Source organism: Desulfosarcina variabilis str. Montpellier, from assembly GCF_048565275.1.
Classification (GTDB): domain Bacteria; phylum Desulfobacterota; class Desulfobacteria; order Desulfobacterales; family Desulfosarcinaceae; genus Desulfosarcina; species Desulfosarcina variabilis.
Window position 1 is genome coordinate 3,798,932 of sequence record NZ_CP159846.1, and the last position, 24,040, is coordinate 3,822,971.

At 45.7% G+C, this 24,040-nt stretch carries 22 protein-coding genes; 10 read left to right on the forward strand and 12 right to left on the reverse strand.

Annotated features, from left to right (window positions below):
- Positions 1-108: 108 nt before the first annotated feature.
- Positions 109-1,821 carry a sigma-54 interaction domain-containing protein gene (locus Dvar_RS17145; protein WP_419662908.1) on the forward strand — a complete coding sequence of 571 codons (1,713 nt, stop codon included), beginning with the start codon at positions 109-111 and terminating at the stop codon, positions 1,819-1,821.
- A 199-nt stretch (positions 1,822-2,020) separates the two neighbouring features.
- Here the strand turns inward: Dvar_RS17145 and Dvar_RS17150 are convergent, their stop codons facing one another.
- The 5 genes from Dvar_RS17150 to Dvar_RS17170 form a co-directional block, all read right to left on the reverse strand.
- Positions 2,021-3,685: an IS1634 family transposase gene (locus Dvar_RS17150; protein ID WP_419656579.1), complete on the reverse strand. Its 1,665-nt coding sequence runs from the start codon at positions 3,683-3,685 to the stop codon at positions 2,021-2,023.
- 194 nt (positions 3,686-3,879) lie between these two features.
- The gene (locus tag Dvar_RS17155; RefSeq protein WP_419655490.1) at positions 3,880-4,221 is read right to left on the reverse strand and encodes a hypothetical protein; all 342 of its coding nucleotides are present in this window, start codon (positions 4,219-4,221) and stop codon (positions 3,880-3,882) included.
- A gap of 290 nt (positions 4,222-4,511) precedes the next feature.
- Positions 4,512-4,751 carry a hypothetical protein gene (locus Dvar_RS17160; protein WP_419655491.1) on the reverse strand — a complete coding sequence of 80 codons (240 nt, stop codon included), beginning with the start codon at positions 4,749-4,751 and terminating at the stop codon, positions 4,512-4,514.
- A gap of 156 nt (positions 4,752-4,907) precedes the next feature.
- Positions 4,908-5,252: a hypothetical protein gene (locus Dvar_RS17165; protein WP_419655492.1), complete on the reverse strand. Its 345-nt coding sequence runs from the start codon at positions 5,250-5,252 to the stop codon at positions 4,908-4,910.
- A gap of 62 nt (positions 5,253-5,314) precedes the next feature.
- Entirely contained in the window at positions 5,315-5,875 is a 561-nt protein-coding gene (locus Dvar_RS17170; protein WP_419655493.1) for a hypothetical protein, read from the reverse strand.
- 614 nt (positions 5,876-6,489) lie between these two features.
- Here Dvar_RS17170 and Dvar_RS17175 point away from each other — a divergent pair.
- Positions 6,490-6,993, forward strand: coding sequence for a tyrosine-type recombinase/integrase (locus Dvar_RS17175; protein WP_419662909.1), 504 nt, complete (start codon positions 6,490-6,492; stop codon positions 6,991-6,993).
- Between the two features lie 707 nt (positions 6,994-7,700).
- Complete coding sequence (locus Dvar_RS17180; protein WP_419662910.1) at positions 7,701-8,483, forward strand: substrate-binding periplasmic protein; 783 nt, start codon at positions 7,701-7,703, stop codon at positions 8,481-8,483.
- Between the two features lie 785 nt (positions 8,484-9,268).
- Here the strand turns inward: Dvar_RS17180 and Dvar_RS17185 are convergent.
- The 4 genes from Dvar_RS17185 to dksA form a co-directional block, all read right to left on the reverse strand.
- Positions 9,269-10,354 carry a PAS domain S-box protein gene (locus Dvar_RS17185; protein WP_419662911.1) on the reverse strand — a complete coding sequence of 362 codons (1,086 nt, stop codon included), beginning with the start codon at positions 10,352-10,354 and terminating at the stop codon, positions 9,269-9,271.
- Between the two features lie 21 nt (positions 10,355-10,375).
- The gene (gene disA / locus Dvar_RS17190) at positions 10,376-11,437 is read right to left on the reverse strand and encodes a DNA integrity scanning diadenylate cyclase DisA (RefSeq protein WP_419662912.1); all 1,062 of its coding nucleotides are present in this window, start codon (positions 11,435-11,437) and stop codon (positions 10,376-10,378) included.
- Between the two features lie 225 nt (positions 11,438-11,662).
- Positions 11,663-12,790 (reverse strand): DUF418 domain-containing protein, encoded by a 1,128-nt coding sequence (locus Dvar_RS17195; protein WP_419662913.1) that lies wholly within the window; start codon positions 12,788-12,790, stop codon positions 11,663-11,665.
- 124 nt (positions 12,791-12,914) lie between these two features.
- A complete protein-coding gene (dksA, locus tag Dvar_RS17200) occupies positions 12,915-13,280 on the reverse strand; it encodes an RNA polymerase-binding protein DksA (protein WP_419662914.1) in 366 nt (121 codons plus the stop codon).
- A gap of 425 nt (positions 13,281-13,705) precedes the next feature.
- On the opposite strand from dksA, the gene Dvar_RS17205 reads away from it, so the two are divergent.
- Positions 13,706-15,124 (forward strand): radical SAM protein, encoded by a 1,419-nt coding sequence (locus Dvar_RS17205; protein WP_419662915.1) that lies wholly within the window; start codon positions 13,706-13,708, stop codon positions 15,122-15,124.
- A 103-nt stretch (positions 15,125-15,227) separates the two neighbouring features.
- Here the strand turns inward: Dvar_RS17205 and Dvar_RS17210 are convergent, their stop codons facing one another.
- Positions 15,228-15,500 carry an HU family DNA-binding protein gene (locus tag Dvar_RS17210; protein WP_419662916.1) on the reverse strand — a complete coding sequence of 91 codons (273 nt, stop codon included), beginning with the start codon at positions 15,498-15,500 and terminating at the stop codon, positions 15,228-15,230.
- Between the two features lie 710 nt (positions 15,501-16,210).
- Here Dvar_RS17210 and Dvar_RS17215 point away from each other — a divergent pair.
- Positions 16,211-18,019 carry a GNAT family N-acetyltransferase gene (locus tag Dvar_RS17215; RefSeq protein WP_419662917.1) on the forward strand — a complete coding sequence of 603 codons (1,809 nt, stop codon included), beginning with the start codon at positions 16,211-16,213 and terminating at the stop codon, positions 18,017-18,019.
- A gap of 101 nt (positions 18,020-18,120) precedes the next feature.
- Here Dvar_RS17215 and Dvar_RS17220 read toward each other — a convergent pair whose 3' ends face one another.
- Positions 18,121-18,972, reverse strand: a complete 852-nt coding sequence (locus tag Dvar_RS17220; RefSeq protein ID WP_419662918.1) for a hypothetical protein — start codon at positions 18,970-18,972, stop codon at positions 18,121-18,123.
- 18 nt (positions 18,973-18,990) lie between these two features.
- Entirely contained in the window at positions 18,991-19,719 is a 729-nt protein-coding gene (locus Dvar_RS17225) for a hypothetical protein (RefSeq protein ID WP_419662919.1), read from the reverse strand.
- Between the two features lie 228 nt (positions 19,720-19,947).
- On the opposite strand from Dvar_RS17225, the gene Dvar_RS17230 reads away from it, so the two are divergent.
- The 5 genes from Dvar_RS17230 (at position 19,948) to Dvar_RS17250 (ending at position 23,858) form a co-directional block, all read left to right on the forward strand.
- Positions 19,948-20,583 carry a hypothetical protein gene (locus tag Dvar_RS17230; protein WP_419656557.1) on the forward strand — a complete coding sequence of 212 codons (636 nt, stop codon included), beginning with the start codon at positions 19,948-19,950 and terminating at the stop codon, positions 20,581-20,583.
- A 66-nt stretch (positions 20,584-20,649) separates the two neighbouring features.
- Positions 20,650-20,946 carry a CHC2 zinc finger domain-containing protein gene (locus tag Dvar_RS17235; RefSeq protein WP_419656558.1) on the forward strand — a complete coding sequence of 99 codons (297 nt, stop codon included), beginning with the start codon at positions 20,650-20,652 and terminating at the stop codon, positions 20,944-20,946.
- A gap of 16 nt (positions 20,947-20,962) precedes the next feature.
- Complete coding sequence (locus tag Dvar_RS17240; protein WP_419656559.1) at positions 20,963-21,517, forward strand: DNA methylase; 555 nt, start codon at positions 20,963-20,965, stop codon at positions 21,515-21,517.
- Positions 21,508-23,184, forward strand: a complete 1,677-nt coding sequence (locus Dvar_RS17245; RefSeq protein ID WP_419656560.1) for an integrase — start codon at positions 21,508-21,510, stop codon at positions 23,182-23,184. The genes Dvar_RS17240 and Dvar_RS17245 overlap by 10 nt, the downstream gene beginning before the upstream one ends.
- Positions 23,181-23,858 (forward strand): ATP-binding protein, encoded by a 678-nt coding sequence (locus tag Dvar_RS17250; RefSeq protein WP_419656561.1) that lies wholly within the window; start codon positions 23,181-23,183, stop codon positions 23,856-23,858. Before Dvar_RS17245 ends, Dvar_RS17250 begins: the two co-directional genes overlap by 4 nt.
- The last annotated feature ends 182 nt before the right edge of the window (positions 23,859-24,040 follow it).

A 24,040-nucleotide genomic window follows, 5' to 3' on the forward strand; every position in this document is an offset into this window, starting at 1 on the left:
CTTATATTATTAAATATTTCAAAAAGTTGGAAACAATAAAGATCTATATGTGAAACAATTAGTTGGAAAACTTGACAATTATCGGCAGATAGTGTGTAAATTTGTCCCATGGAAACGTTTGTCAGCCATTCCTTTGAATCGATATCCGTTCAGGACGATTATTCCTTTTTTCGTCAGGTAGTCCTCAACATCTCCAGCAGTCTGGATCTGTCCAAATCTCTTCGGGCCACCTTTGATTTTCTGTCCCGGCATTTTCCCGTCGACGCGATGACGCTGCACACCTTTGCTCCCCGTTTAAGAGCCCTGCATCTGTTGTTTCTGGTGACCCAAGAGCGTTTCTATGCATTGGATGAAACGATCCCCTTATCAGAAGACGGGGTGCAGCAACTGAATCACATTGAATTTCATCCCGATATTTTGAATTTGCCGCGCTGTAACGAGCGTCCGGTTGCCGGACGGCACAACCGTGCGATCAGCGAATTTCTGCCCTACAAAGATCGCGCTTACTTGATAGCGTTATTATCCTCGGGCGATGAAATCGTCGGGCATTTATGCCTCATCGGAACAAAAACCAATTGTTTTAAAGACATCCACGAACATAAATTGCGTTTGATGGTCCCGCCCATCAGCCTAGCCATGCTCAATATGCTGCAATACCGGCGCACGGTTGAGCTTCAGTCCCGATTGGATGAACAACGCCGCCGGCTGGCCGGTGAGGTCAGTCTGCTGAAAGAAAGCGCCATCGTCGGCGCAAAGGGAGGATTGCGTGAGACCATGGAAATGGTGGGGCAGTTGGCCGGAAAGGAGATTCCCGTACTCATCCTGGGTGAAACCGGAACCGGCAAAGAACTGATTGCCGATACCGTTCAACGCATCTCTCCACGAAGCGATGCGCCCTATGTCAAGGTCAATTGCGGGGCCATTCCTGACTCCCTGGTGGACAGCGAGCTGTTCGGATACGAAAAAGGGGCCTTCACCGGAGCCGATACAAGCCGCCCGGGGCGCTTCGAACAGGCGGACGGCGGGACCCTGTTTCTCGATGAGATCGGCGAACTGCCGCCCCAGGCCCAGGTGCGACTGCTGCGTGTGCTCCAGAATGGAATTGTTGACCGTGTCGGCAGCAGCAAATCGATCCCGGTCGATGTCCGTGTAATCGCCGCCACCCATCGTAACCTGGAAGGCATGCTTCAAGACGGTCGTTTCAGAGAGGATCTTTTCTACCGGCTAAATGTCTTCCCGGTGAATATCCCACCGCTGCGCGAGCGTTCCCAGGATATCGCTATATTGGTCAGGCATTTCATGGGGGACGCTGCCAGGCGGTTAAAACTATCCAATGAACTCAAACTGGCCCACGGGACCATCGAGCGGTTACAAGCCTACTCCTGGCCAGGCAACATTCGAGAACTCAAGAATCTAATCGAAAGAGCACTGACCCTCGACCCTAAAGGTCCCATAAAACTGGATGCCTATTTGCCCCGGGACCTGGGCCCTTACCTCTCCAGCAGACAGGGGGAAACCTACCTAAAACAATTGGTTGAAAAGCATGTTGAAAAAATCCTGAAACATTCTCCAGCAAAAGAATCCTTATGGGACCTGGACGGCGCCCAGGGAAAAAGGGACGCTAAAGTTGCCTCACTGGACGACGTAATCACAACTCACATCAAAATGGCCATCGATTTATGCCGAGGAAAGATACATGGGCCCGGAGGGGCAGCAGAAGCGTTGGGTGTGCATCCCAGCACCTTGCGCAAACGCATGGATAAACTTGGAATTGTCTATGGACGTCGCTGGAGATATCAAACCGGTCGAGAAATTCGGTGATCTTTTTAAAGTGATTGCCCACTCACTCCACTGTGATTACAGATACATTCTTAATCCAAGAAAAAAGCGATTGATAGACTATCTCAATTGGTTCGAATACCCCAGGACTAAGAGCCTGTTTTGGAAGTCTGGATCAGGCCCGATAACAACGTACATTCCGCACCCCAACGAACACCTCTGAGGTTAATTTATTTGTTGTTCAAGGAACGGTAAACGCGTCAGCAGTGACACCCAGTGCCTTCAAATACTCCAACTGAAATGGCTTTAAAGGTTTCGCCAACTGCCGTTGTTTACCGATGGTGATGACCATGACGGAAGTAAACTTGGTTGTCATCATAAAGGAGGTTGGTTTCCGGGTTTTCCGGCGCACCCAACCAGGCAAATTGCAGTCGTTGGATTCGACATACTTGCGCATGGAACGCTCCATCAAACGCCAAATTAAAAGAGATATCAACAACACCAGACCCAATACTTCGATCCGACGAGCCTTCTTCAAAAAGATGCTGTTTACGATGGCGGGATCTTTCAAAAAACTGAAGTTTTTCTCAATACCGATCTGGCTTTTATACAATAGAAGCAGTTCTTCAGCGGGCCAATCCTCCTGTTGATCCAAAAGATTGGTTAACAGGACAAAACAACCGGCTTCTTCTCTGAGCGGATCGACCTTATCCGGAGATTCGAGAACTCTTGCCGTAAAGCGATATTCATAGCGCGATACCTTTCTGGGTTTTCCGAGAGCAGGCCTTCCGCGGCCATATTTTGGCACTTCTTGAACATCAACCTGGATGTCGTGGTATCTATTGTTGGATTGCCGGATCAGTTTGTCTGCCGCAGCCTGAGCATCTGCCCGGCAATAATACACTGTACCAGCGACCTTCTTACAGTCGGCTTCTATCTGTTTGCGGTCCTGCTTAAGCATACGGTCAATGCGTTTGTGACGACGTTTGTCATGCGCACTCGAATGCACGACAATGGCTCGATAGGTTTTCCCATAAAGATCTACGGTACCGTCATAGGCCCGGTAGTAAGCAACGGGTCGCTTGGGGTGGTCACGTTCCTCAGCGATTTGGCCGATATCCACCCATTCATCGGCGGACACGGCTTCGTGAATGATTCGGCTACATTCCTTGTATGTTGCGGGCAGGCGTGACAGAAACCAGGTCCGAGGTGATTCTGTTTCCTGCAAATTGTTCTCGGTAACAAAGGCAGAATCGGCCACGTAAACATAGGCTCCCGGCTGAAGCTTATGCTTGGCCATGTATTTCGAAATGTTGGTCAATAGTTCGTTGTTCAAGGTTTTGTCTGAGGCGTTGCCGTCGGTAGTGGTGCCCAAAATGGGGATATTACGGTCGACACACAGCATCGACACCAGAAACTGTTTAAGATCAGGACGTTTATCCTTGCTGTAACCGTAGGTGATGTCAAATGGTGGACCGGCCTGATCGAAATCGCCATAAACGCTTACGGACGTCGTATCGAAATGGAGCCGACGCGGATCGACAGCAAAAACCATCAATGCATTCCGGGAAATTTGAGAAAAGATTTTCTGGGTGCCGGTCTCGAAAATCTGATCCATGGATCGCCCGAGATTGTAATCGCAGAACCGTTCCGGTTCGATGTCACAGCCCAGGAGCAATTCCGTGTCTTTTTCTTCGAAGAATTCGGTCAACCGGTAAAGCGGTGTACGTCCGGATAGCGTGTCGAGGACCATTGCGAATACCGCCATGCCTGGGCTCAATTCCATCTGTGAGTCGACCATCTTGTCGATAGTTTCAACCAAACCGATTTTCTGAGCATAGGCCTTGACGATGGGCAAATGCCTGGCATCGGTGATGGTCATATTTTCGGTATTGAATGGTGGCACCTGCCCCTCCTTTTTGAGTGAGATTGCAAAGGTACGGGCAGTGTAGCAGTAACTATTTGAAATGTCTAGATATTTTTATTTTGTATAAATACAGTACGTTAGAATCGATAGGCTGTTGTTTTCCCTGGATAAAAAATTGTTGAAAACATAGGCCTACTGGGTGCGGAATGTACGGTTCATTGTGCAAATGATGGTTATAATTTTTCAAATTCAATGGGTTCAGTTCCGGAATCAAACAAATAGTCACCAATCATAACTTCGAACCATTCAAGAAACAATTCATAGTCCATTTTTTGTGGCCATTCATTTTTTATATAATTCCAGCTTAGAAGCTCAGATTCAAATATTTTGTAAAAATATGGACCTAATGCCTCCTCCTGATTTTTGCCATATGACCAGTCAATAAGATACACATGAATTTCTTTTAACCTTTGTTCAAGATCTTCAATAGAAAGCTCATTATACTTCCTTGCCCATTCTCTAAATGGCTCTTTGGGCGCGATAATTAGCGGAGACCGATTAGATATTTCTTTCATTCATCCTCAAATTATACCTGATAGATGAGGGACACTTCGAATGGCACAAAAAAATGACAAACCCCACAGAGTCCTTTAATTTTCCGGTTGGACAGTACATTCAAATTGGACAATCTGTCCGATATGAACAAAGCTGATTTGAAAAAGACAATCCGTCATTTAATCTTAAGTTTATTTGTGTATTTATATACTTTTTTCCAAGTTGCTTTATACGATTGAAGCGCGTATTTAGAATCACTCATTTTTCTTTTAAACTCATATTCATAATTAGCATGAGGGCTATAAAAAATCTATTTAGGAATAAATTTTTTTCTATAGCCATAGCCACATTCAAGTATTCCAATGTGCCAGCAATTATCAAGATGCTTATTTATTGTTTTTTCAGACAGTCCTTGCTTTTCTAACTCATCAATAAATCCAAATAAAAATTCACATAGTTCATATGCAAATTTGTGAGATATATTATCCCAATGCCAATCAATAATGAAATTTTCTATTTCCTGTTTAATTGTATCTATTTTTGGTTTCATAGCCTAAAAAACAAGTTAATGGATATATTTCATCGCCCAACAATTAGCTAAGCTTGCCGAGAGCAATTTGATGAACAAATGCCATAAGCATCGTAATATGAATGGATTAATAAGTTAATAAATCCACCGCTTCTACCGGTCCGCTTTAGTGATGGGTTATGCGGTTTTTTCTTTAATTGATATTTTTGGATGATATCTATCATCTTTTTGCAAACGTATATTACAAGTGAACTTGTAATGTGTCTTTTTCTGATACGGGTGAAATTCTTTTTTTAAAATTGCTACGATTTCTATAGATACCTTATCATCCGATGAAATAGGATGTTTTTCGTTTAATAAATACCATCTGAACATCCAAGCATCTCTTCCTTCTATAAAAAGCTTCGTTTCAACTGAGTCTGGTAGTAAGGGTAACTCCCTTGATATCAAATTTTTTACATTAAATTTGACAGTCTTAATTTCGTTTTTTGATAACCCGCATGTTGGATCGAATTTTTGCATTAATTTTACCCAAAGTTTTTATGAGCATAACGAAAAACTGGCTTGCGCCGCGCCTTTGGGCGTCAAGTTAAGTGACAGGTTCGACAATTTTTTCGATTATCCAAATAGTGCAATGCTCTTTGGAATATTCCATGAATCGAACGAATGCTCCTTGAAGTCCACTCACCATCAAGCTTTTCGTTTAAAATCCGGTTTAACTGTCCCCAACTGAATGGTAATCTTCTGTTTTGCTCGAACGTCTGCTGTTCGGATACGTGCTCCATTTGGATTGTAGCTATCCCTCTTTTAAAACAACTGACGATAACCAAATCAACTTGAAAATCATCGAAGTATTTTTGTACACCTTTAACCTGAAAAGATGCGCCTAAATTTAGGTTTAAGACTGGCACATATTGTCTGATTGGAACTAAAGAAATTTCATGAATCAAAAAGTAAAGTCCTGACAGTGAAAGGACTGCGCATTTTATTTTATTGGAATTTTCGAACGTAGTTTTAACTTCACTTAAATTTGATCCCCATGTACGCAATACAAAATTATCTGCATTTCCAAACCATTCAACAATGTGGTCACGAAATCCTTGCCGTGAAAGGTTTTGATTGAGTACGCCTACCCATTCATCCATCAAAGATGACATCCTCATGTCACTTCTAATACGATTGCATGGTTCAGTAAATAAAACTACCAGCTTTTCATTCATACGATTCTTAATGGATTCCGTTGCTTTTAGCAAGTTACCATATAACAGATACTTGAAATTATCACATGATATTTTTGCCAGTTAAATCTTATGATTACATACCAGTATCCACTTCCAACTCACTTTACAGATTATTGAATATCCACTCCGCACCCGTCTATAATGATGGACATCGGCCATAGCACGCCATTCAAACCCATAATTTTACAGGAGGCCCACCATGAAACTGTCAACAGCAGCAACCATCTGGATCAATTACCACAAGAACCATTCGAAAAAAAAACACGCTGCGATCCTACCAAGCCGTCATTGAACCGTTTTGCAGGGAATTCGGTGAACAGCCTATTGGTCAAGTCACGCCGGATGAAATTCTAACGTTCTTGAACCGGCTTACCGATGGTAACAAACCCTATACAAAACGGGTTCGCTTCTCCCAATTATCTTGTTTTTTCAACTTCGTACGGAACAATATCGATTCCGGATCAGTGAATCCATGCGATACGCCTATAATCCGGAAACTCTACCGCCAAAAAGGAACATTGCGGTGGGAAATTATCGAAAAAGGAACTATTGATGAAATCATATTCCGTACGATCAAGAATCGCAATAGGTTAATGCTCGAATTGATGCGGGTTGGCGAGGTACTGAAGCTCAGGCTGAAAGACCTTCAAGACCAAAAACTGACCCTTGAAAATCCGAAAAGCGGCAAAGAGCAAGAGACCGTCTTCATTCCGCAGAAGGTGGCCGAACGACTCCGTGATTATGCCCACCAAGTATGCAAAAATCCCGAAGCCCGTATATTTCCCATTTCCTATGAGGCGACGCGGATGGTTGTTTTGAAAGCGGGGAAGTTGGTTGGCATCCACCTTCGCCCCCATGACTTCCGGCGGCATGCGGCGACCTTTGCATCCAGATCTGGCGTGCCGATCGAGATTGTCAGCAAGGTCATTCTTCGCCATTCGAATCTCTCAATGAGCCAGAGGTATCTGGGAACAATAAACGATGTCGAAGCGATCAGGTGGATTTATAACCTTTATGGCTAAAAATTGCGGGGCGAATCTCCAAAATGGGGGTTCGCCCCATGCTTGCCGATACATCCAAGTCAATCGAATATCTGTATTGTTCGAATTTTCAGCAGGTTGATACCCTGTACTAAACACAACCCCTGGTAAACGTGGGATTATCTCAATGTATCTGGAATTTCGCCTTTCACATTAAGCAACGCACTCCCCGTAGTTAAAACACCATCGACCGAAAATCGTCAACATACTGTGCTAATAACTTTTCGTCCCATTCAATCTCGTTTTTCATCAGAAAAATTTTGGCGCATCTCGGTTTATGGGAAACACATCTTGTCAGAACGAAACACAGTGTCGCCTCAAACCATGATCCGCCGGCAAAAAGATACCCATATCCCCTGTGAACTAACTGAATTAACTTATGATTTCAAATACTCACAGCTGCCTTCGGTTGATTACTGGGTTGAAAAAGGATCGGTTGAGCAAACCTGATCTACAGTCCATCTACGCCTGAAAATAGCATGCGTTGGCATTCCGGGAAGTTCAGAGTGATGTTTCTCGAATCCATGCGATTAAGGCGAGACTGCCGTTGCCTGTTCGATTTTGCATCACACAATATATTGTATTTATATTGCTCTTGACTTACAAGGAGCGGCTCACTATATTTCGTTTAGGAAAAGCAAGTTCTCATCCCTATCCCTTCCCTTATTCGAATGGTAACTTACTAAAAAATGTTCAGGAAATATATTATTAAAAAACTTACTCTCATTATTATGAGTTTATTATTTTCATTTTCATCCCTCTACGGGCAAGAAAAGAAAAATATTATTATTTATGGAATTAATTTTCCACCATTAAGCGCACCTGAATTAAGCGGTTACGGACTTTTACCTCAAGCTGTTTCTGAATCATTAAAAGAAAAAAATTACAATATTAAGTATAAATTTCTACCAATGGCTAGACTAATATCTAATTTAAAAAATGAAAAAATAAAAATAGCCTTCATAAACAAACTTGAAGTAGACACTGATAAATATTACATGAAGATACTCCATAATAGTAAGGTAGTATTTTTTTATAAGAAATCAAAATTCCCTAAAAAATTAAATTTTTCCGATTTAAGTGAGGTTGCAAAATATCGTTTAGGAGTTGTAAGAGGAGCCCCAACAATCGATAGCTTTAAAAAAGCTGGAATAATCATTGAGTTAGCAACGGATGAAACTAATAATTTTAAAAATCTTCAAGCAGAAAGAGTAGATTTAGTTTCTACTGTTGATTCTTTTGGTTGGTATACATTAAAAAAAATCAAGGAAAATTTAAAAGACTTTGCGGTAACTAATCTAACGTTTGATACAGATACAGTCATTGCGATTTCCAAATCAACTTCAGATGGCATACAAATATTTAAAGACATTAGTGAAGGCTATGAAACTATAAAAAGAAATGGAAAATTAATTAGAATATTTGAAACATATTTCGGTAAAGGTAATGTACCGATAAATTCAATTCCTTAGGTTTAATAATGCTAAAAATTAAAATATTTTTTAACTATAGAACCAAATCCACATAAAGGTTGCAGATATTTATAACACACTGATAAACACAAATTATTTGATGCCAAGAGGTAAACTAAAAACAAAATAATATATAAAACCTAAATCTAAAAGACAAAACAGATATTTCAAATAGCATTCACAGCAGGGCACAATATTTTGCCGTACCCTGCCTAAAAAAACATAAGATTATTGAATCGTGGCCTCAGTCAAATCGGTAGGTCGGGTGATACAGATACCTCCAACTAATCTTTACATTTTAGGCCTTTCCAAAACCTGTGCTTACAATACCATAGTTTTATCTTGGTTGACTTCCAAATCCATCGCAAATTTCATCAACAGATTAAATCGGAAAAGTTGTGATAAACGATCGCCACCAATTTTGCTGAAAATTGCTTCCCCGACAGATTATTTAAGTTTATCCCAAAGAAATGATTGCCTCAAAAGCGACAGATTTCCAAAACTATCCTGTAGATTTTCAACCTGCTCAAAACGGCAGGTTACAATACCATATCCAACTACTGCCTTGATTACAGATACATTCTTAATCCAAGAAAAAAGCGATTGATAGACTATCTCAATTGGTTCGAATACCCCAGGACTAAGAGCCTGTTTTGGACGTCTGGATCAGGCCCGATAACAAGGCGGAAAGTGGCTCAAAAGCGGAGCATATATGTAATATGTGAGCATTTTGAGACACTTTCCAACGCCGTTAGCGGGCCTTAGACGGATTTACCAAACAGGCTCTAAGAGGGTGGCTCACCACTGCCGCCATAATCATCCTTGCTTGACGATGAGGCCTCAATATCGAGAATTTTTTTCCCGTTTACATACTCCTTCGTGGCATATTGGGTGATATTTTGAAACTTATGAATAATCGTTGCCAATCGTTGCACATTGTTTTTCAGCAGTTGGTACAATCTGCTCTGACGTGTTGGTTCATCAGCGTCAGGGGCCAATTTTTCAGTGCATGTGAGCACAACCTGAAGGGGGTTGTTGAGTTCGTGCCCCACGGCACCGGCCAACTCCAGGATTGAAAGGAGTTTTTCTTTGGCAAGACGTTCCAGTTCCGCTTTCTTGCCTTGTGAAATATCCATGAAGTAACACAGCCCAGCGCGTTTGCCTTTATACTGGATGGACGTCGAGGTCTCCAGGATCCATTTGGTGTGTCCCTTTTTGTCGGTGATGCAGAACTCATAGGGAAACAGGCGCTTGGATTTGAGCATGTCAATGGCATTGGCTCGCACTTCCTCGCGATACGCTTGCTGCACGATAGACAGCGGATCGCTGCCGATCAATTCTTCTTCGCTGTACCCGGTAATTCGAATAAATTCAGGATTGACAAACCGTAGCTTGGCATTTTGGATGATGTAGCAGCCGATCAAGGCGTTGCGAATGCTTCGTTCGAATTCCTTGTCCGCCTGTTTGCGCCAGGTGATGTCACGAATGAACCCTTCGATTGATACGGGTTGCCCGGCATGATCCCGGACCACCGTCCAGCGATCGTGCATGACCAGTATGGACCCATCATTCTTCAAAAGTCGATATTCAATGTCTCCGCCCCGATTGTCAGGCTGTAAAGAGACTGCGCGGGCATGCTCCACTTTTTCTCGATCATCAGGGTGGATGCGCAGCAGAACGCTTTTGGGCGATAAGATATTTTTCCCGTGCTCTTCAATGGCATACAGACTGAAAAATTGGCTGTTAAAAAATGAAAACGTCTGCGATTCGATGTCGAATTGATAGATGGCATCCTGGGATCGATCCGCCAGCTGGATGAAATCCTCAGATAGCTGTCGGATCATGGTATGGTCTTGGATGATTGAAGGCATCGGTTCTAACCCGGATTCACTTCAGCGATACATGCTGCGGTTGCGTACATGCTGAATCCCTTCGATGATGGATTTCGCTCTTTTCTCTCCGATTCCCTCGACTTCGAGCAGAGCCTGCTCATCCGCCAGGCAAAGGTTGACCAGATCGTTGAACTGTCCGACCACATTGTCTACTGTACCCGGAGGGATTTTGGACACTTGATGCAGCAGGCGGTACCCTTTGGGCCGAACGATTAGATCATGCAGACTGGTTTCTCCGGTTGACGGCCAGCCCAGAATCTGGGCGATGCGCTCATGGTCGTCAGGCTTGACGGTTTTGAGTTTATCAATCATCCGGTCTACATCAAAGGGCTTGACCGGTTGGCGGCAGTAATCCTTGACGAACAGGTGTAACAGGGTGTCAACATCATCGTTGACGCTGTTGAGTCGCATGACCAAGAGGCGGCCCTCGCTCCCGGTTTCGACGACATAAGGCTCGGTTTCCTCGAGCAGGTGCATGATGCCGATGGCGTCGTTGATCAATTCAGTCACTTGGATCAGCTGCACCTGATCCAAAAACTCATCCCGTTCAATCGCCAAGGCTTTCTTGTCCAGATTGGACTTGTAGCGTTCCACCATACCGATGGTCTGGCTGATTCGTGCATGGAGGGTATTGATGTCGTTGATCTGGTACTTCTGGTTTTTAAAGTAGAGCGTGATCACCTTTCTGCGTCGTGAAATCGTCAATACGAATTTCGACGTCTGACGCGCCATGCGTTCGGCAGCCCGGTGGCGCATGCCGGTCTCAAACGTGGGCAGAGAAGGGTCGGGCGCCAGTTGCACATTGGCGGCAAGAATTCTGGAAACACTTTCATCCAGGATGATGGCGCCGTCCATTTTGGACAATTCGTAGAGTTTTTCAGGTGAAAAGCCAGCCCCGATGTAAAACCCTCCCTGAAGGATGTTTTCCTGGGCTGTGATATCGTCGAGAAAGACGATCAAGGCACCGAATTCGGCCTTAACGATTTCATCCAGCGCCCGACGCAGCAACGTACCCGGTGCGACCATCTTGATTTTGTCGATCATTTCCGGGGAGATTCTCATAAGGGGGCTTCCCATCCACCAATGGTGCCGGAGGTATCACTGGCACTAAAAATCAGTTGGTAAATCCGTATGGGGACTATCTTTGAATTGAGCAACATGCCGATCTCAAACAAAGATGATACCATCGGTGAACTCGATAACCCAGGAATTTTTTAAATTGTTGGCATATTTTCAATCCAGGTTGAATCGTGGCGTGAATTAAATTCAGGAATGCACAGTCGTTATTTACCGTCCTTGCTGCAACGGTTCTTGTTTAAGCCTCAAAAAAGCGCACATCAGCTCATTGACTGCCATTTCCAGGGGGCCCCGCCTAAAATGGCGCATCCACCTGTCAGCGAACACGATACCGGCCAGGATAAAAACCGCCGCAAAGCATAAGACTTGATTGCTGGAGGCCGCCTTGTGCTGGGTGACGACCCATTGGGACCAGGCGCAGCTGATTAAGATATGGGATACATAAAACGTCAAAGACAGGCGACCAAATGCCACCATGGGAGAGGGATGGTTGGACGGTTGTTGCCGTTCAGGCAGTAGCCGTAACAATGCGATCATTGCCAGGCCTGAGGCGCTGGCGGAAAAAAGAAACAGCGGCCCCACCGGAAAGGCTTCCGACTGGCTCAGTGCGCGCCACCAGGGCATTTCGATATCAATCCATCGACCCGTTATTGTTTCTGCGTTGAGAATTACCGAAAGAAGCTCCACGGTGATTAAAAGGATACTGCTGCCAATAAAAATGATTTTATATTTCCACCTCACCGGCAATCGTTCCAGCCGTCCGAGCAGCATGCCAATCAAAAAGAAGCAAAACCAGGGAAACACCGGGTAGTATTCGCCAAGAAAAAAATAGTTGACGATATGTGACAGCGGTTCCCGGGTGAAATATCCCTCAAAAAAATCCCCACCCTCGTATTCATAGAACGCCAACACACAGAAGGGGATGGAAATCGCCACCACCACCGCCAAGATTTTTTTCAAGTGGTTGGTTCGCTTTTCCAAAAGAAGGACCCCTGCCAGTAAATAGGTTGTATAATAATGGAGAATGTCTGCATTCCACACGGTCAGAAGAAGAAGTCCGACCATATATAGCAATGCGGCGCGGATAATCATGCGTCTAATCAGCAATGGTCTGGTGGTTTCCGGTGCCCGATCATAGGCCATCACCATCCCGGCACCGGTCAGCATGACGAACACCACTGCCGCTCGACCACATAAAAAAAGGGTAAAGGAATTCATCCACCAGGGCTCAAGCACCCGTATGTCCATGATTACCTGTGTGTTTACGACGATCATACCCATGATGGCCAATGCACGGGCGTGGTCGTAGGCAATAATTCGGTTTGGAAATTTTTCCATTGAGTACAACTTTGTTTAACAGACCGTTACCCCCACTGTTGCAACAGTGGGGGTAACCTCTGACAGAAATCTGTGCCGGACTTTCCTTTAAAGCAGAACCCGAAATTCTTCTTTTTTTTATGCGTCAATATCCAATGGCTTTTTCAAGGCGTTCGCGACGTCTTTTGCAGGCAATGCAAAAGCGGGTTACCGGCCTTGCTTTGAGACGTTCTATCGAAATGGGTTCTTCACAGTCTTCGCAGATTCCATAAGACCCGTCTTCAATTGCCTCCAGGCTATCCCTGATCTTTTTAATCAGCCGGCTTTCGCGGCTACGAATGTTATACCTGCTGTCCCGATCAATCTCCTGCGAGGCCCGATCCAGCGGATCCGGCTCATTCTCTTGGGTTGTTGTGACCAGTTCAAGGACTGTGGTTCCGGCGTTGTCCAGCAAGCGATCTAATTCATTTTCAAGTAGCTGACGAAAGTAATCCAAATGCTTTTGATTCATGACCCCTCCATAGATACTACCCAATGGTATACCGCCGTTGACATCAATGAATCGCAATGGTTCATGGCGGCCCTATTATGCTGTGTGTCATCAGCAATGATTGGGCCAATCTCCAGATCACACAGAAATTATCACCAATGTTCCAACTTTGGAGTTATATCTGAATCTATAGTGTTATGGAATGCACCGGATGGATAGCGATCCAATTCCTGTTTAAGAAAATCGGACCAGAAAGTTCCGAAAAGATGACCGGCAGGTTCTTTATGAAAATATTTAACGTATTGTAATAATTAATCATTGGAAGGATCTGGGGTCGCTTTTAGTTTGGTACGAGATTTGCTCATCAACTTTTCTCAATGTGAATGATCAGACGTTCCGGTATGATTTCGATAACACGTTTCTTAGGTAGTGTTTGAGAAGAAAGCATGTCATCAACCAATCAAGAAATGGCCAACCGAAAAGCGTATGCTGCGGTCTACGATTCAATGCAATGGCTGACTCCGCAAACGACGGCGACGGCCATTGAAGCAAGAGAAACCCTTGTTGGATCCATTTTCCGTTTTCCAGAATCCAAATGGGCCTTTTCCAATACCAAACTGTTTACCCATGCACTTTCCCCAGGGTGCTGGCTGTGCGGACAGGGGAAATGGTCCTGCCTATTTATCAATGGTATTTGCAATGCCGGCTGTTTCTATTGTCCATCCTCCCAGAATGACCCCGGGGTTCCCATGACCAACACCATTGCTTTTGAAAACCCAATGGATTACGCCGATTATGTCAACCGGTTCAACATCCAAGGGGTCAGCTTCAGCGGGGGCGAGCCGTTCTTGACCTTTGAACGGGTCCTCTCTTTTTTGGAAACCCTGAAGGCCTGTGTCGATCATCCCGTTTATACCTGGATCTATACCAATGGCATTCTGGTCACGCGTGACAAACTCGTGGCCCTGCGGGAGAGGGGGCTTGATGAAATCCGTTTTGATATCAGTGCCGATCGTTACCGGTTGGATGCCCTGGAAAAAGCCTTGGGTGTGATTCCGCATGTTACGGTGGAAATCCCGGCAATTCCGGAAGACCTGCCGGTGAGTAAAAAAGTCATCGTCGCGCTTGATCAATTGGGTGTGGATTATCTCAACCTCCATCAGATCCGCTGCACGCCTTATAACCGCGAGCGTCTTGCCGAAAGAGGCTACACCTTTCTGCATGGCCCCAGCGTAACCGTGCTGGACACCGAACTGGCGGCTCTGGAATTGATCCGGTATGCGTTGGATCGATCCATAACCCTGCCCATCAATTATTGCTGTTTTTCCTATCAGCACCAATTCCAATCGACGGGGGCCAGGAGACGCAGTGCTGAATTCATAAAGGCCGACTACGAAGACATCACCCCCACCGGGTTTATCCGGCGGCTGACAATCAGCGGCGCGGCAAAGGCCATTGCCGGGATCGGCAACACGCTGGCTGCCCAAAAGGTTGATCCCTCGTCTTACAACCTGTCCGCCAAAAAAGATTGTCTCTTTTTTAGCGCCGGATTGTGGCCGCTAATCGATTTTTCCCAGGTTCGGCTCAAGGTCAGTTACAGCCAGGCGGTCGTCAGGAACAGCGTCAGTTATTACCATCCGTTCAAGGAAATGGTGCTGAACAACGGAAAAACCGTTGTTGTCGAAAAACAATCCTGCCTGGCTGGAGTCTGGCTTGACGGGGATCGGTTACATCGCTTTTGGCCTCTGATCAGATCTCAAGACGGCACCCGGCTATATAGTGATATAGAAGAACCAGCGCTACAGTGGTACAGTGATATTCTTCCTTTCGAGACGATTCGCCCAGGGTTAGCGCCATATCAATAATGATATTGGGTGGGGCCTAGCGGTAAAACCTATGAGGGGTAACGCTACAAACGTCCGATCGCCTTGTGCCACCGGACGTTTGGTTTTGCTTTACATCTCCTTGTCAGACCGTTTCCTTGAGTTTCTTGCCGGCTTTAAAGCGGACCACGTTGCGGGCGGGGATGTGGATCGCTTCACCGGTTACCGGGTTTTTGCCCATGCGTGCTTCGCGGTGGCTTGTCAGAAATGTTCCGAAACCGGTCAGCGTTATTTTGCCGCTTTCTGTTTTCAGGGCATCGGTGATTCCGTTGATCAGCGATTGGATCGCATCCTGAGCAGCCTGGATTGAAATTCCTGCATCTGTGGCCATTTGTTTGGTTAATTCAGTTTTGGTCATTTATTTTTCTCCAATGGGTTAATCGGTATCTGCATCATGTCTTTTCACTATGACCTTCCGAGTAAAAAGAGACCTTCTATTTCCTGTTAGTTTAAAAAACGGAACCTCCTGTTCTGATAATTTTCCGATGGCCAGGCAAATTCCTGCCTAAGAGCCTGTTTGAGAAGGCTGGATCAGGCTCTAAACAGGCGTTGGTGGTGTGGCTCGAATCATGCCACTTGTTTTTTATTCAGCAACGTATCGTTAAAACGTGCCATGCGTGGCACCGAATGTTCGCCCAGATGCTGTGCGGCACCAAACGGCGTTATCGGTGAATCAGTTTCTTGCACCATCTATTCCAATCGTCCGTCCACCTGCCGATTCTTCAAGGCTGCACGGGAAATTTAGGTAGTGCCCATCCAGAAATGGCCAATTTGCCCGATATCGGCGTTGCGCGAAAAATTTAATCCTCGGAATATTAGCTATATGCCTGTGGTTAAATTTTTCGGGCGCCTTGATCTCAACCAAATTTTCCTATTTCTGGATGGACACTATGTATGACACGGAAAGCCTGAAATTGTCTTGCTGGTTGTCATTGTCCGATATATTCTGAATGTTGCGCTGGTTTGAGTAATGGGTGAATGGAATAATAACAACCAAAGAGGTAACATTTCTGAAAAATGAAGGTCGATTTGAATTGGAAAGACCAGGTTTCAAGCCCGGATAAAGTGATGCAAAAAATCAAGCCGGGGATGAGGATTTTTATCGGCACAGGCGTGTCGGAACCCTTGACCCTGGTTCGCTATTTAAAAGAATCAGACGCCGGCAACCTTTTGGATCTGGAACTGTTCCAATTGGTGAGTCTTGGAGAAGCCATCGAGATAAACGCCCGGCACTCGAATAAATATCGACTGAAAACATTTTTTAGCGGGTGGGAAGCCCGCGAAGCCGTTTCTGATGGGTTCGCCGATTTCATACCCAGCCGCTATTATCAAATCCCCGCTGTATTCAAATCCGGCCAGATTCCCATTGACGTCGCCTTCATCCAGATTACACCACCGAACGAGGCCGGCTATTGCTGTCTGGGCGTATGTGCGGATGTGGCCCTGCCGGCGATCGAACAGGCCTCTTTGGTGGTCGGTGAAATCAACACACAAATTCCCTGGACCTTTGGGGAAACCTTCGTTCCTTTTTCAAAATTTGATATGATCGTCGAAAGCACTCAGCCACCAATCTATTTCGATCGATGGAAAGTTGATGAGACCTATAATCGTCTTGGCGCCAATGCCGCATCTCTGATCGATGACGGTAGCTGCATCGGATTCTCGGTGGGCCCGCTTTACGAGTCGTTGGGACGCCATCTCAAATCAAAAAGAGACCTCAGTATCCACACCCCGTTTTTTTTCGACAATCTGATGGATCTTGTCAATTCCGGTGCGGTCACCAACCGCCATAACCGTGTCTCTCCGGGAAAATCCCTGACATCCTATGCCATTGGCACCCGCAAGCTGATGCACTGGCTGGACAAAAATCCGCTGGTGGAATTCAGAAGCATCGATCAGGTATTCAATCCCATTCACATCAGCCGCAGCCCCAAGGTCGTGGCTGTGCTGCCGGCCCGCGAGATAGACTTGTCAGGGCGAATTACCCTGCATACCGGAAAAGGCAATGTGGGCTCAGGGCCCAGCGAAGTGGTCGATTTTTTCAATGGCGCATTGATATCCGAAGGCGGCCAGGCTATTTTTGCGCTTACCAGCCGCAACCGTGAGGGAAAATCCAATATTCTGATTTCGGTTCGCAACCAACCCAACCAGTTCAGCCTGTGGGAGTCGGTCACCACGGTGGTAACCGAATACGGATCGGTCAACATGAAAGGCCGTTCCGTTCGGGAACGTGCCCAGGCGCTGATCGATATCACCCATCCTGATGATCGATCGGAATTGGTGGCAGAGGCGAAAAAGAGAAAAATTCTCTACAACGATCAGATTTTTCTAACAGAAAGTGTTCATCTGTATCCGGCTGACATCCAATTTCGAAAGACGTTCAAGGACGCTACGCAGATCTGTTTTCGGGCCCTTAAACCTTCAGATGAAGAAAATATGCGTCAGTTTTTCTACCGGCTCTCCAACAAATCCGTAGAGTACCGTTTTTTTTACCCCATCAAAACGATGTTTCACTCAGATATACAGGAGTATGTCAACATTGATTACCGCTATTCCCTTTCGTTGGTCGGGTGTGTCGATCATCCCGATTATGATCGGATTATCGCTGAAGCGCGTTTTGACCGGCTCAGTTTAAAGACGCCATATGCCGAATTGTCGTTCATGGTCGATGAGCAATACCAGAATATGGGCATCGGTACCTGTCTTTGCGAAACACTGACGCAACTGGCCAAAGAACGGCAATTAAAAGGATTTACCGCGGACCTGTTGATTAAAAACAAAAAAATGCGCCATGTTTTCGAAAAGATGGGCTGGAACATAAAATCCAAACGATCCGGCCGAATCGAACGGCTTACCATGGATTTTTATAGTGTTTAAGATAATGTTTTTGGCAAGGCCAGAGGGAGGAAACTGTATAATCAATATCGCGACGACCGATAACGCAGTCCAAAAACATTATCTTGAATGCTATAGCGCCATTATTCACACACCATCGTAAAATAGATAAAATCGGTGCCATGGCGTTCATCCGCCGTGCTCTGGGGATCGGTGGCATTGTCCCTGACGACCAGATAGACATCGTAAGTGCCGGTCTGGAGAGATGAATCATTCTCTTCTCCTTTTAAAGAGAATACAACGTTTGGGAAAAGCTCAGAGGCATTAACGCCATCTTCCAAAAGATCTTCAACTTTATCTTCATCCTCTTGAACATAAAGCTTGTTATCGTTGGTCTTGCTGATGGTTACATACCAGCGATAAACCAGTGTGTCATTTTCACCGGGTGCCAGTTCTTCGGTAATGGCGGTAAATGCTACATTTTCAACATTTTTTGGCAGGGTAAATGTCTCACCGCTTACAACGGTTTCCAGTATGGTCTGGCCGGCGCTGAGATAACGAACCGCCACACTTGAAATAACCGGATTTTTAGCGGTCGGATTCTGGGTCAGGCGGAAAAGTTTCTGAGCATTTAAGCGCTTCTGACCGACCGTTATGCTGGCATAAATGGGGAGGTCGTACCATGTATTATCCCCTAAAGCGTCCAGTGGAATCGGGTAGTCAAGTTCCTGATTGTAGTCGGAAACGCCGATAGGTTCAAGTTCAGCATCATCGATGGCCCATTCAACCGTATTGGCCATATCCTGCTCAACCGCTTTGCCGCCTACCAGCATTCTCATGCTTACCGTATCACCCGGCATGGCTTCGGGATCTTCTACTTTTACGGCCAGGATACGCGCTTCTTTTACGAAATAAGGATCCAAAAGATCGCTGTTATCACAGGCACCCAGCAAAAACATCAGGACAATCAGCAACGGTAATGTGATTTTTTTCATTTCAAAACCTCCTTGGGGCTAAAAATCAACTTTTAGTCCCAGAAAAATGAGCGGTACATAAGAATCGATGGTAAGCGCATCTTCGCTCTCGGTATAATCTGTATTATATGCCTTGGCATAGGCATTATCCGTCTGCAGGACATTGCGTATATCAAGATAGGTACTGAGAACGAAGTTGTTGAAAATCCAGTATTTATCTATCCTAAAATCCAATCGCTGGTAGGGTTTCAGACGATCTTCGTTGATGGCGCCGTCGTATAGCGGATAGTAGGTGTCTGTATCCACATCATAAACCGTTTCCGTATCTGTAAGGTCCGTATACGGATTGCCCGAGGTATATTGATATTTTAAGCCGAAGGACCAGTAGCGATTGGGCTTGTAGCTTAACACCGTGGTAAAGTTGTGGGGACAGTCCGAATCAAAATAGCGTTCATCTTCGCCGGGACCGTCTTTTCTCTTTGAAACCGAGTAACCATATGAAATCCATCCGAAAAAATGATCCGTCATTTTATGGCGTAAAATAATTTCTCCACCATAGGCGTGGCCTTCGCCGACATTTCCATAACGGGTGGGATCGCTGTCATCGATACGCACCACCATATCATCAAAGCTTTTATAGTAGGTCTGAACATCAAGGGTAAGGATTGGGGTGAATTGATGCTCCACCCCTAAGACGCCGTGGATGGATTTTTCCGGTTTAAGACCTTCGGTGCCATAGGGCTCTACGCATTCATCATATAAAGGCATTTTGGAATAAAGACCCGTGGCTGCTAAGCGCTGGCGAATAGTGTAACGGAAGGTTTTACAAAATACAGTAACAAATTTATACCCCGCTGGCAAAGCTACCCCGCTGCTGTGCGATCCGGATATCCCGCCCGGGAATGAAATGGACATACCCCGCACTTTTGAAAAAATATCCCCCCTGTATTATGAAGTGAATCACCACAAAACACTAATAAACAGGAGGGATAAGCGATGCCGCCGACAGCGACATACAATGATATTAGAGCATATCAGGAAAAAGTAGAAAAGGATAAAATCACACCGCACAGCCTTCCGCCATGCCCGCGCTGTCAGGTTGAGTCCAGATTTTTCAAATTGCATGCATACCGCGAACGCCGGTTTTTGATTATCGTTGAGTTGCTTGTCGAAGCCGTGCTTTGCACATTGGTGCGCTTCAGGTGCCCGGATTGCGGAAAGACCATCACGTGCTATCCGGATTTTGCCATTGCTAACAAGCATTACACCCGCCAGAGCATTGAAAGCTTCAGCCGCGCCTATGTGCAAGATGATCACAAGACCTACGAAGATGCGGTAATGACCGATGATGGTGTCCCCGAACGGCCGGTCAGCGGCCAGGCCCTGGCACCATCGAGCGTCCATCGCTGGATCAGCACATTAGCCGATCTTACCTGCGATGGGATAAAAAAATCACTTCCAAAAAGCAGCGTTGCACAGTCTTTTGAAAATCTGGATCTGATACAAATCCCTGAAAGAAAGTACAAAACCCCCAAAAGGAAGCATTGCCTTTTTGTCTGCTGGTGGTTTTTCAAGACGGTGGCGTTTTTGAACAAATCGGATTTCACCGACTTTGCAATAACATCTGTGTGAACTTGATATACGGTGCCTTCATAACGCCCCAACTTGAACGGGCGAGCACAAAAGGAGGCTGCGATTATGGGTTCATACACGGATGGTTTTTTAAAAAGGCTGCGCAATGAGATCGATATTGACCAGATGATCCACACCTTGGCACTAGAAACGCGAACCGGTACAAACTACCTCCGGTTTCGCTGTCCGGTTTGCCACGGATTTCACACGGCGACCAACCCAAAAACCAACCTGGCTAGATGCTTCGAGTGCAAAATTAATTTTAATCCCATTGATTTGGTCATGGCGGTCACCGCCCAAAGCTTCGTGGAAACGGTTGAGTATTTGAAACCTCATCTGACCGATACCCGCACAAATGGATAGGAATCGGGTACAGAAAATGGCTCTGTCCAAAAGGCGCCTTTCGCAGCTGGAATCGGTGATTAAACAATATCGACAGGATTTTTATGCCGTTGGAAAAGCGCTCAGAGAGATCCGCGATGGCCGGCATTATCACAAGCTGACCTTTAACAGCTTTGAAAGTTATCTCAGGCGTCGATGGGATATGGGCCGCTCTACTGCCTACCGGCTCATTGAGGCCGCTGCGGTGATCGATAACCTGTCGCCAATTGGGGAGGTGTTGCCCAAAAACGAATCACAGGCCCGGCCCCTCACCCGGATAGATGCCTTTAGCCAAAGAAGGGTGTGGCGCGATTTTTTAGAAACCGGCCAAACGCTCACCGCGGTGAATATCAAAAAGTTCGTATCGGCTCACTTGGGTGAGCAAAAAACCAAAGCGGCCTTTCGCGAGGTCATCAGCACCGATTACCAAAAAGCCGTGCGTGCGATGCTCTGTCAGATCCGCATTGCGCAAAATGACGGCTGGAGAAAAACGTCACAAAAAACCGCTTTGTATTGGAACAATGTGATGAAAGAGAAAATATTGTGGCGATAGAGCAGGACATCTCAACGCTTTCTTTAGATGATCAATTCATGATCTTGCTGCATAAAAAGATTATGAACAAGACCGGTTCGGCCAAGCGCCGCGCCAAAAAGTATTATGTGGACCAGTATAAAAAAACAGGTATCATCCCCAAGCCACTGCTGCTTGCCGGCCGCGGCATCATGGAGGGCCGAAAATGCAGCGGACGGCCGCGTGCGCTGTCTTGTGACGTAAAAAACCGCTTTATTCAAATGGTCAAAGCCGCCTGTGATGCCGATGACGACAATTTTATCTACGTTACCCGAAAGGCGCGAAAGATCACGATCTTTCATCAATTTCTGGAAGAAGAATTTGAGAAAAAGATCTCCATACACGCCCTTTACCGTCTGGTTCGCCAGGAAAACCTGCATCTGTATTTGAAAAAGCCCGATTTTGATGAACTGCCGGCCAAGGGGTTTTTCAACCCCGAGGACATTTTTGATTTGGTGCAGGTTGACGGCTGCAGCTTTCAGTACATCAAAATCAAAGATGAAAACGGAAAGTGGCGTAAACCGCAGGTGATCGAATTTTATGATACCGGATCGCGGTATATGTTCGTATTGGAACTGTATTTTTCGGAAACCAGCCTCAATGCGCTGGATCTGTTTACCCGGTTTTTACTGTACGGGCCGTTTCCCAAAAAACGCATCCGGCTGCGTCCGGATCGCGCCAAAGGGTTTTTGAACCTGAAGCGGCCTATCCACGAACTGAACATCAAATACTCGCTGCCCGATGGATTTTATATGGAGCCGGACTTTACCGGCCCAAGGTCACCGAAGCACAAGGTGCATCTGGAGTCGAGCCATCGCAGTCTGCATCATTTTGAGATCCGTATCATTAAAAAGTTTGCCGACAAAATCTTAAAAACCGAACCGGGATGGGCCTTTAAAGGCAATAAAAAAGAGCCCATTGTCGTTACCTTTCTGGACATCAGCCTCGATCAGTTAAGACACAGCCGGATGCTTGAATTGTATCGCCGGCAGCACAATGAAAGCCTTCACCGATTTACCGAGGCCGGTAAATCGGTAAAATGGGTACCCAGGGAAAAGCTTGCGGCATATTTGTCGGATCAGGATACCCTGGCATTTGATCCGGATCACGTGCAGGGCTTTATCCGCTATGGATTTGATAAGCGAAAAGCCGTTGTCTCCACGCAAAAAACCATCACCTACGACAAACAGAAATATACCGTGGTTGTGGGGGCTGAGAAATTCAGTTCGCACAAAAGCACGCCCGTTCAGGTGTCTTGCTGCAACAACAAACTCTATATTTTTGAGCCCCAAAAAGACGGCGTTTTTTTGGGCGAGGCATTGTGCCAGCAGCGGTCGGAAAAACCCAAATCCGTGGTGGAAAAGTCAGAAAAAAGGCTGAAACAAAATGAGGTTGAACAGATTGCTGCATATCTTGAAGCCAGGCAAATGAGCGTTGATATGAAAAGCCTGATTGCCTGCTACCGAAACGGACTGACGTTTGATATCGCAAAGGCCGTCTTTGAAAACAACACGAAACGCTATGATCGGCTTGTGGCCAAGCTAGACGAGCCAGACAGAGCCGGTTTTGTGCGCTTCAACGCATTTGCCATCGATTATTATCGGTATCGGCGAAATCAGCTTGCACCGGGCAAGGCGAGTGGGCCATGAAAAAAAAGCGCAAAGAACACTTCATCAATGACAAGCGTCGGGTATCGTATCTGAGCAGCGTCTATACCCGCATGTACCGGGGCAAAAGCGTGTTGATTGAGGGCGCCTACGGCGCCGGCAAGACCCGCTTTTTACAATTGATCCAGCCGAAAAAATTAAAACCGGTTTGGCTCGAATCACTGGACAACAAACATGAAATCCTGGCATCAATCCTTCAGGAGCTAAATTATGAAGGTGTGGCAACCCATTGGCACACGTCCCGGAATCTGAAAAAAATCTGCAGCCTGACCGGTTTTTTTATTGTAATCGATGAGGCCAATGATCTGGATCGCCGGGTCTGGCCGTATTTTAAAAGAATTATTGATGCATACATCCCGATGGTTTTTGCAGGCTTGCCCAAGGTCAGAACGTATCTGGCCAGTGAACATCCGGATATTCTCAGCCGTTTAAAGGTACTGACGATTTATCCTATCATCGTTGAAGACTTTATTGCCGAGTATAAAAATTTTTCTTCGGAAGCCATTGAGCAGATATATGCCGCCACCGACGGTGATATGCGAAAATTTGAAGAAATCTGCATAGAATGCCAGGATAAGGCCAAGGAGCTCAAGTATAGCCTTGTGGATATCAATTTAGCCCTGACAGTCCTCACCGATCTTCCCTCCAACCATTGATCCGACTTTAGCCGATACCGATCCAACCCCCTTCATTTTAAGCTTTAACCCGAGGATCTGAACAAAATCCCCATCATTTAGATTGCATACTTCCGGGGGCTTTTGACCGGAATCAGTCAAAAAATGAAAAATGACAGAAAACCGAGCCGGTTTTTTGCATTTGGATGTCATCTTGTAAGAGA

What these genes read in the sequence shown, in the direction of transcription:
- Dvar_RS17170 (WP_419655493.1), bottom strand. Translation starts at nt 5,875, where the DNA reads ATGGATGAATGGGTAGGCGTACTCAATCAAAACCTTTCACGGCAAGGA.
- Dvar_RS17195 (WP_419662913.1), bottom strand. Translation starts at nt 12,790, where the DNA reads ATGGAAAAATTTCCAAACCGAATTATTGCCTACGACCACGCCCGTGCA.
- Dvar_RS17155 (WP_419655490.1), bottom strand. Translation starts at nt 4,221, where the DNA reads ATGAAAGAAATATCTAATCGGTCTCCGCTAATTATCGCGCCCAAAGAG.
- Dvar_RS17180 (WP_419662910.1), top strand. Translation starts at nt 7,701, where the DNA reads ATGTTCAGGAAATATATTATTAAAAAACTTACTCTCATTATTATGAGT.
- Dvar_RS17215 (WP_419662917.1), top strand. Translation starts at nt 16,211, where the DNA reads ATGCAAAAAATCAAGCCGGGGATGAGGATTTTTATCGGCACAGGCGTG.
- dksA (WP_419662914.1), bottom strand. Translation starts at nt 13,280, where the DNA reads ATGAATCAAAAGCATTTGGATTACTTTCGTCAGCTACTTGAAAATGAA.
- Dvar_RS17235 (WP_419656558.1), top strand. Translation starts at nt 20,650, where the DNA reads ATGGGTTCATACACGGATGGTTTTTTAAAAAGGCTGCGCAATGAGATC.
- Dvar_RS17250 (WP_419656561.1), top strand. Translation starts at nt 23,181, where the DNA reads ATGAAAAAAAAGCGCAAAGAACACTTCATCAATGACAAGCGTCGGGTA.
- Dvar_RS17205 (WP_419662915.1), top strand. Translation starts at nt 13,706, where the DNA reads ATGTCATCAACCAATCAAGAAATGGCCAACCGAAAAGCGTATGCTGCG.
- Dvar_RS17220 (WP_419662918.1), bottom strand. Translation starts at nt 18,972, where the DNA reads ATGAAAAAAATCACATTACCGTTGCTGATTGTCCTGATGTTTTTGCTG.
- Dvar_RS17145 (WP_419662908.1), top strand. Translation starts at nt 109, where the DNA reads ATGGAAACGTTTGTCAGCCATTCCTTTGAATCGATATCCGTTCAGGAC.
- Dvar_RS17225 (WP_419662919.1), bottom strand. Translation starts at nt 19,719, where the DNA reads ATGCCTTTATATGATGAATGCGTAGAGCCCTATGGCACCGAAGGTCTT.
- Dvar_RS17230 (WP_419656557.1), top strand. Translation starts at nt 19,948, where the DNA reads ATGCCGCCGACAGCGACATACAATGATATTAGAGCATATCAGGAAAAA.
- Dvar_RS17240 (WP_419656559.1), top strand. Translation starts at nt 20,963, where the DNA reads ATGGCTCTGTCCAAAAGGCGCCTTTCGCAGCTGGAATCGGTGATTAAA.
- Dvar_RS17185 (WP_419662911.1), bottom strand. Translation starts at nt 10,354, where the DNA reads ATGCCTTCAATCATCCAAGACCATACCATGATCCGACAGCTATCTGAG.
- Dvar_RS17165 (WP_419655492.1), bottom strand. Translation starts at nt 5,252, where the DNA reads ATGCAAAAATTCGATCCAACATGCGGGTTATCAAAAAACGAAATTAAG.
- Dvar_RS17210 (WP_419662916.1), bottom strand. Translation starts at nt 15,500, where the DNA reads ATGACCAAAACTGAATTAACCAAACAAATGGCCACAGATGCAGGAATT.
- disA (WP_419662912.1), bottom strand. Translation starts at nt 11,437, where the DNA reads ATGAGAATCTCCCCGGAAATGATCGACAAAATCAAGATGGTCGCACCG.
- Dvar_RS17160 (WP_419655491.1), bottom strand. Translation starts at nt 4,751, where the DNA reads ATGAAACCAAAAATAGATACAATTAAACAGGAAATAGAAAATTTCATT.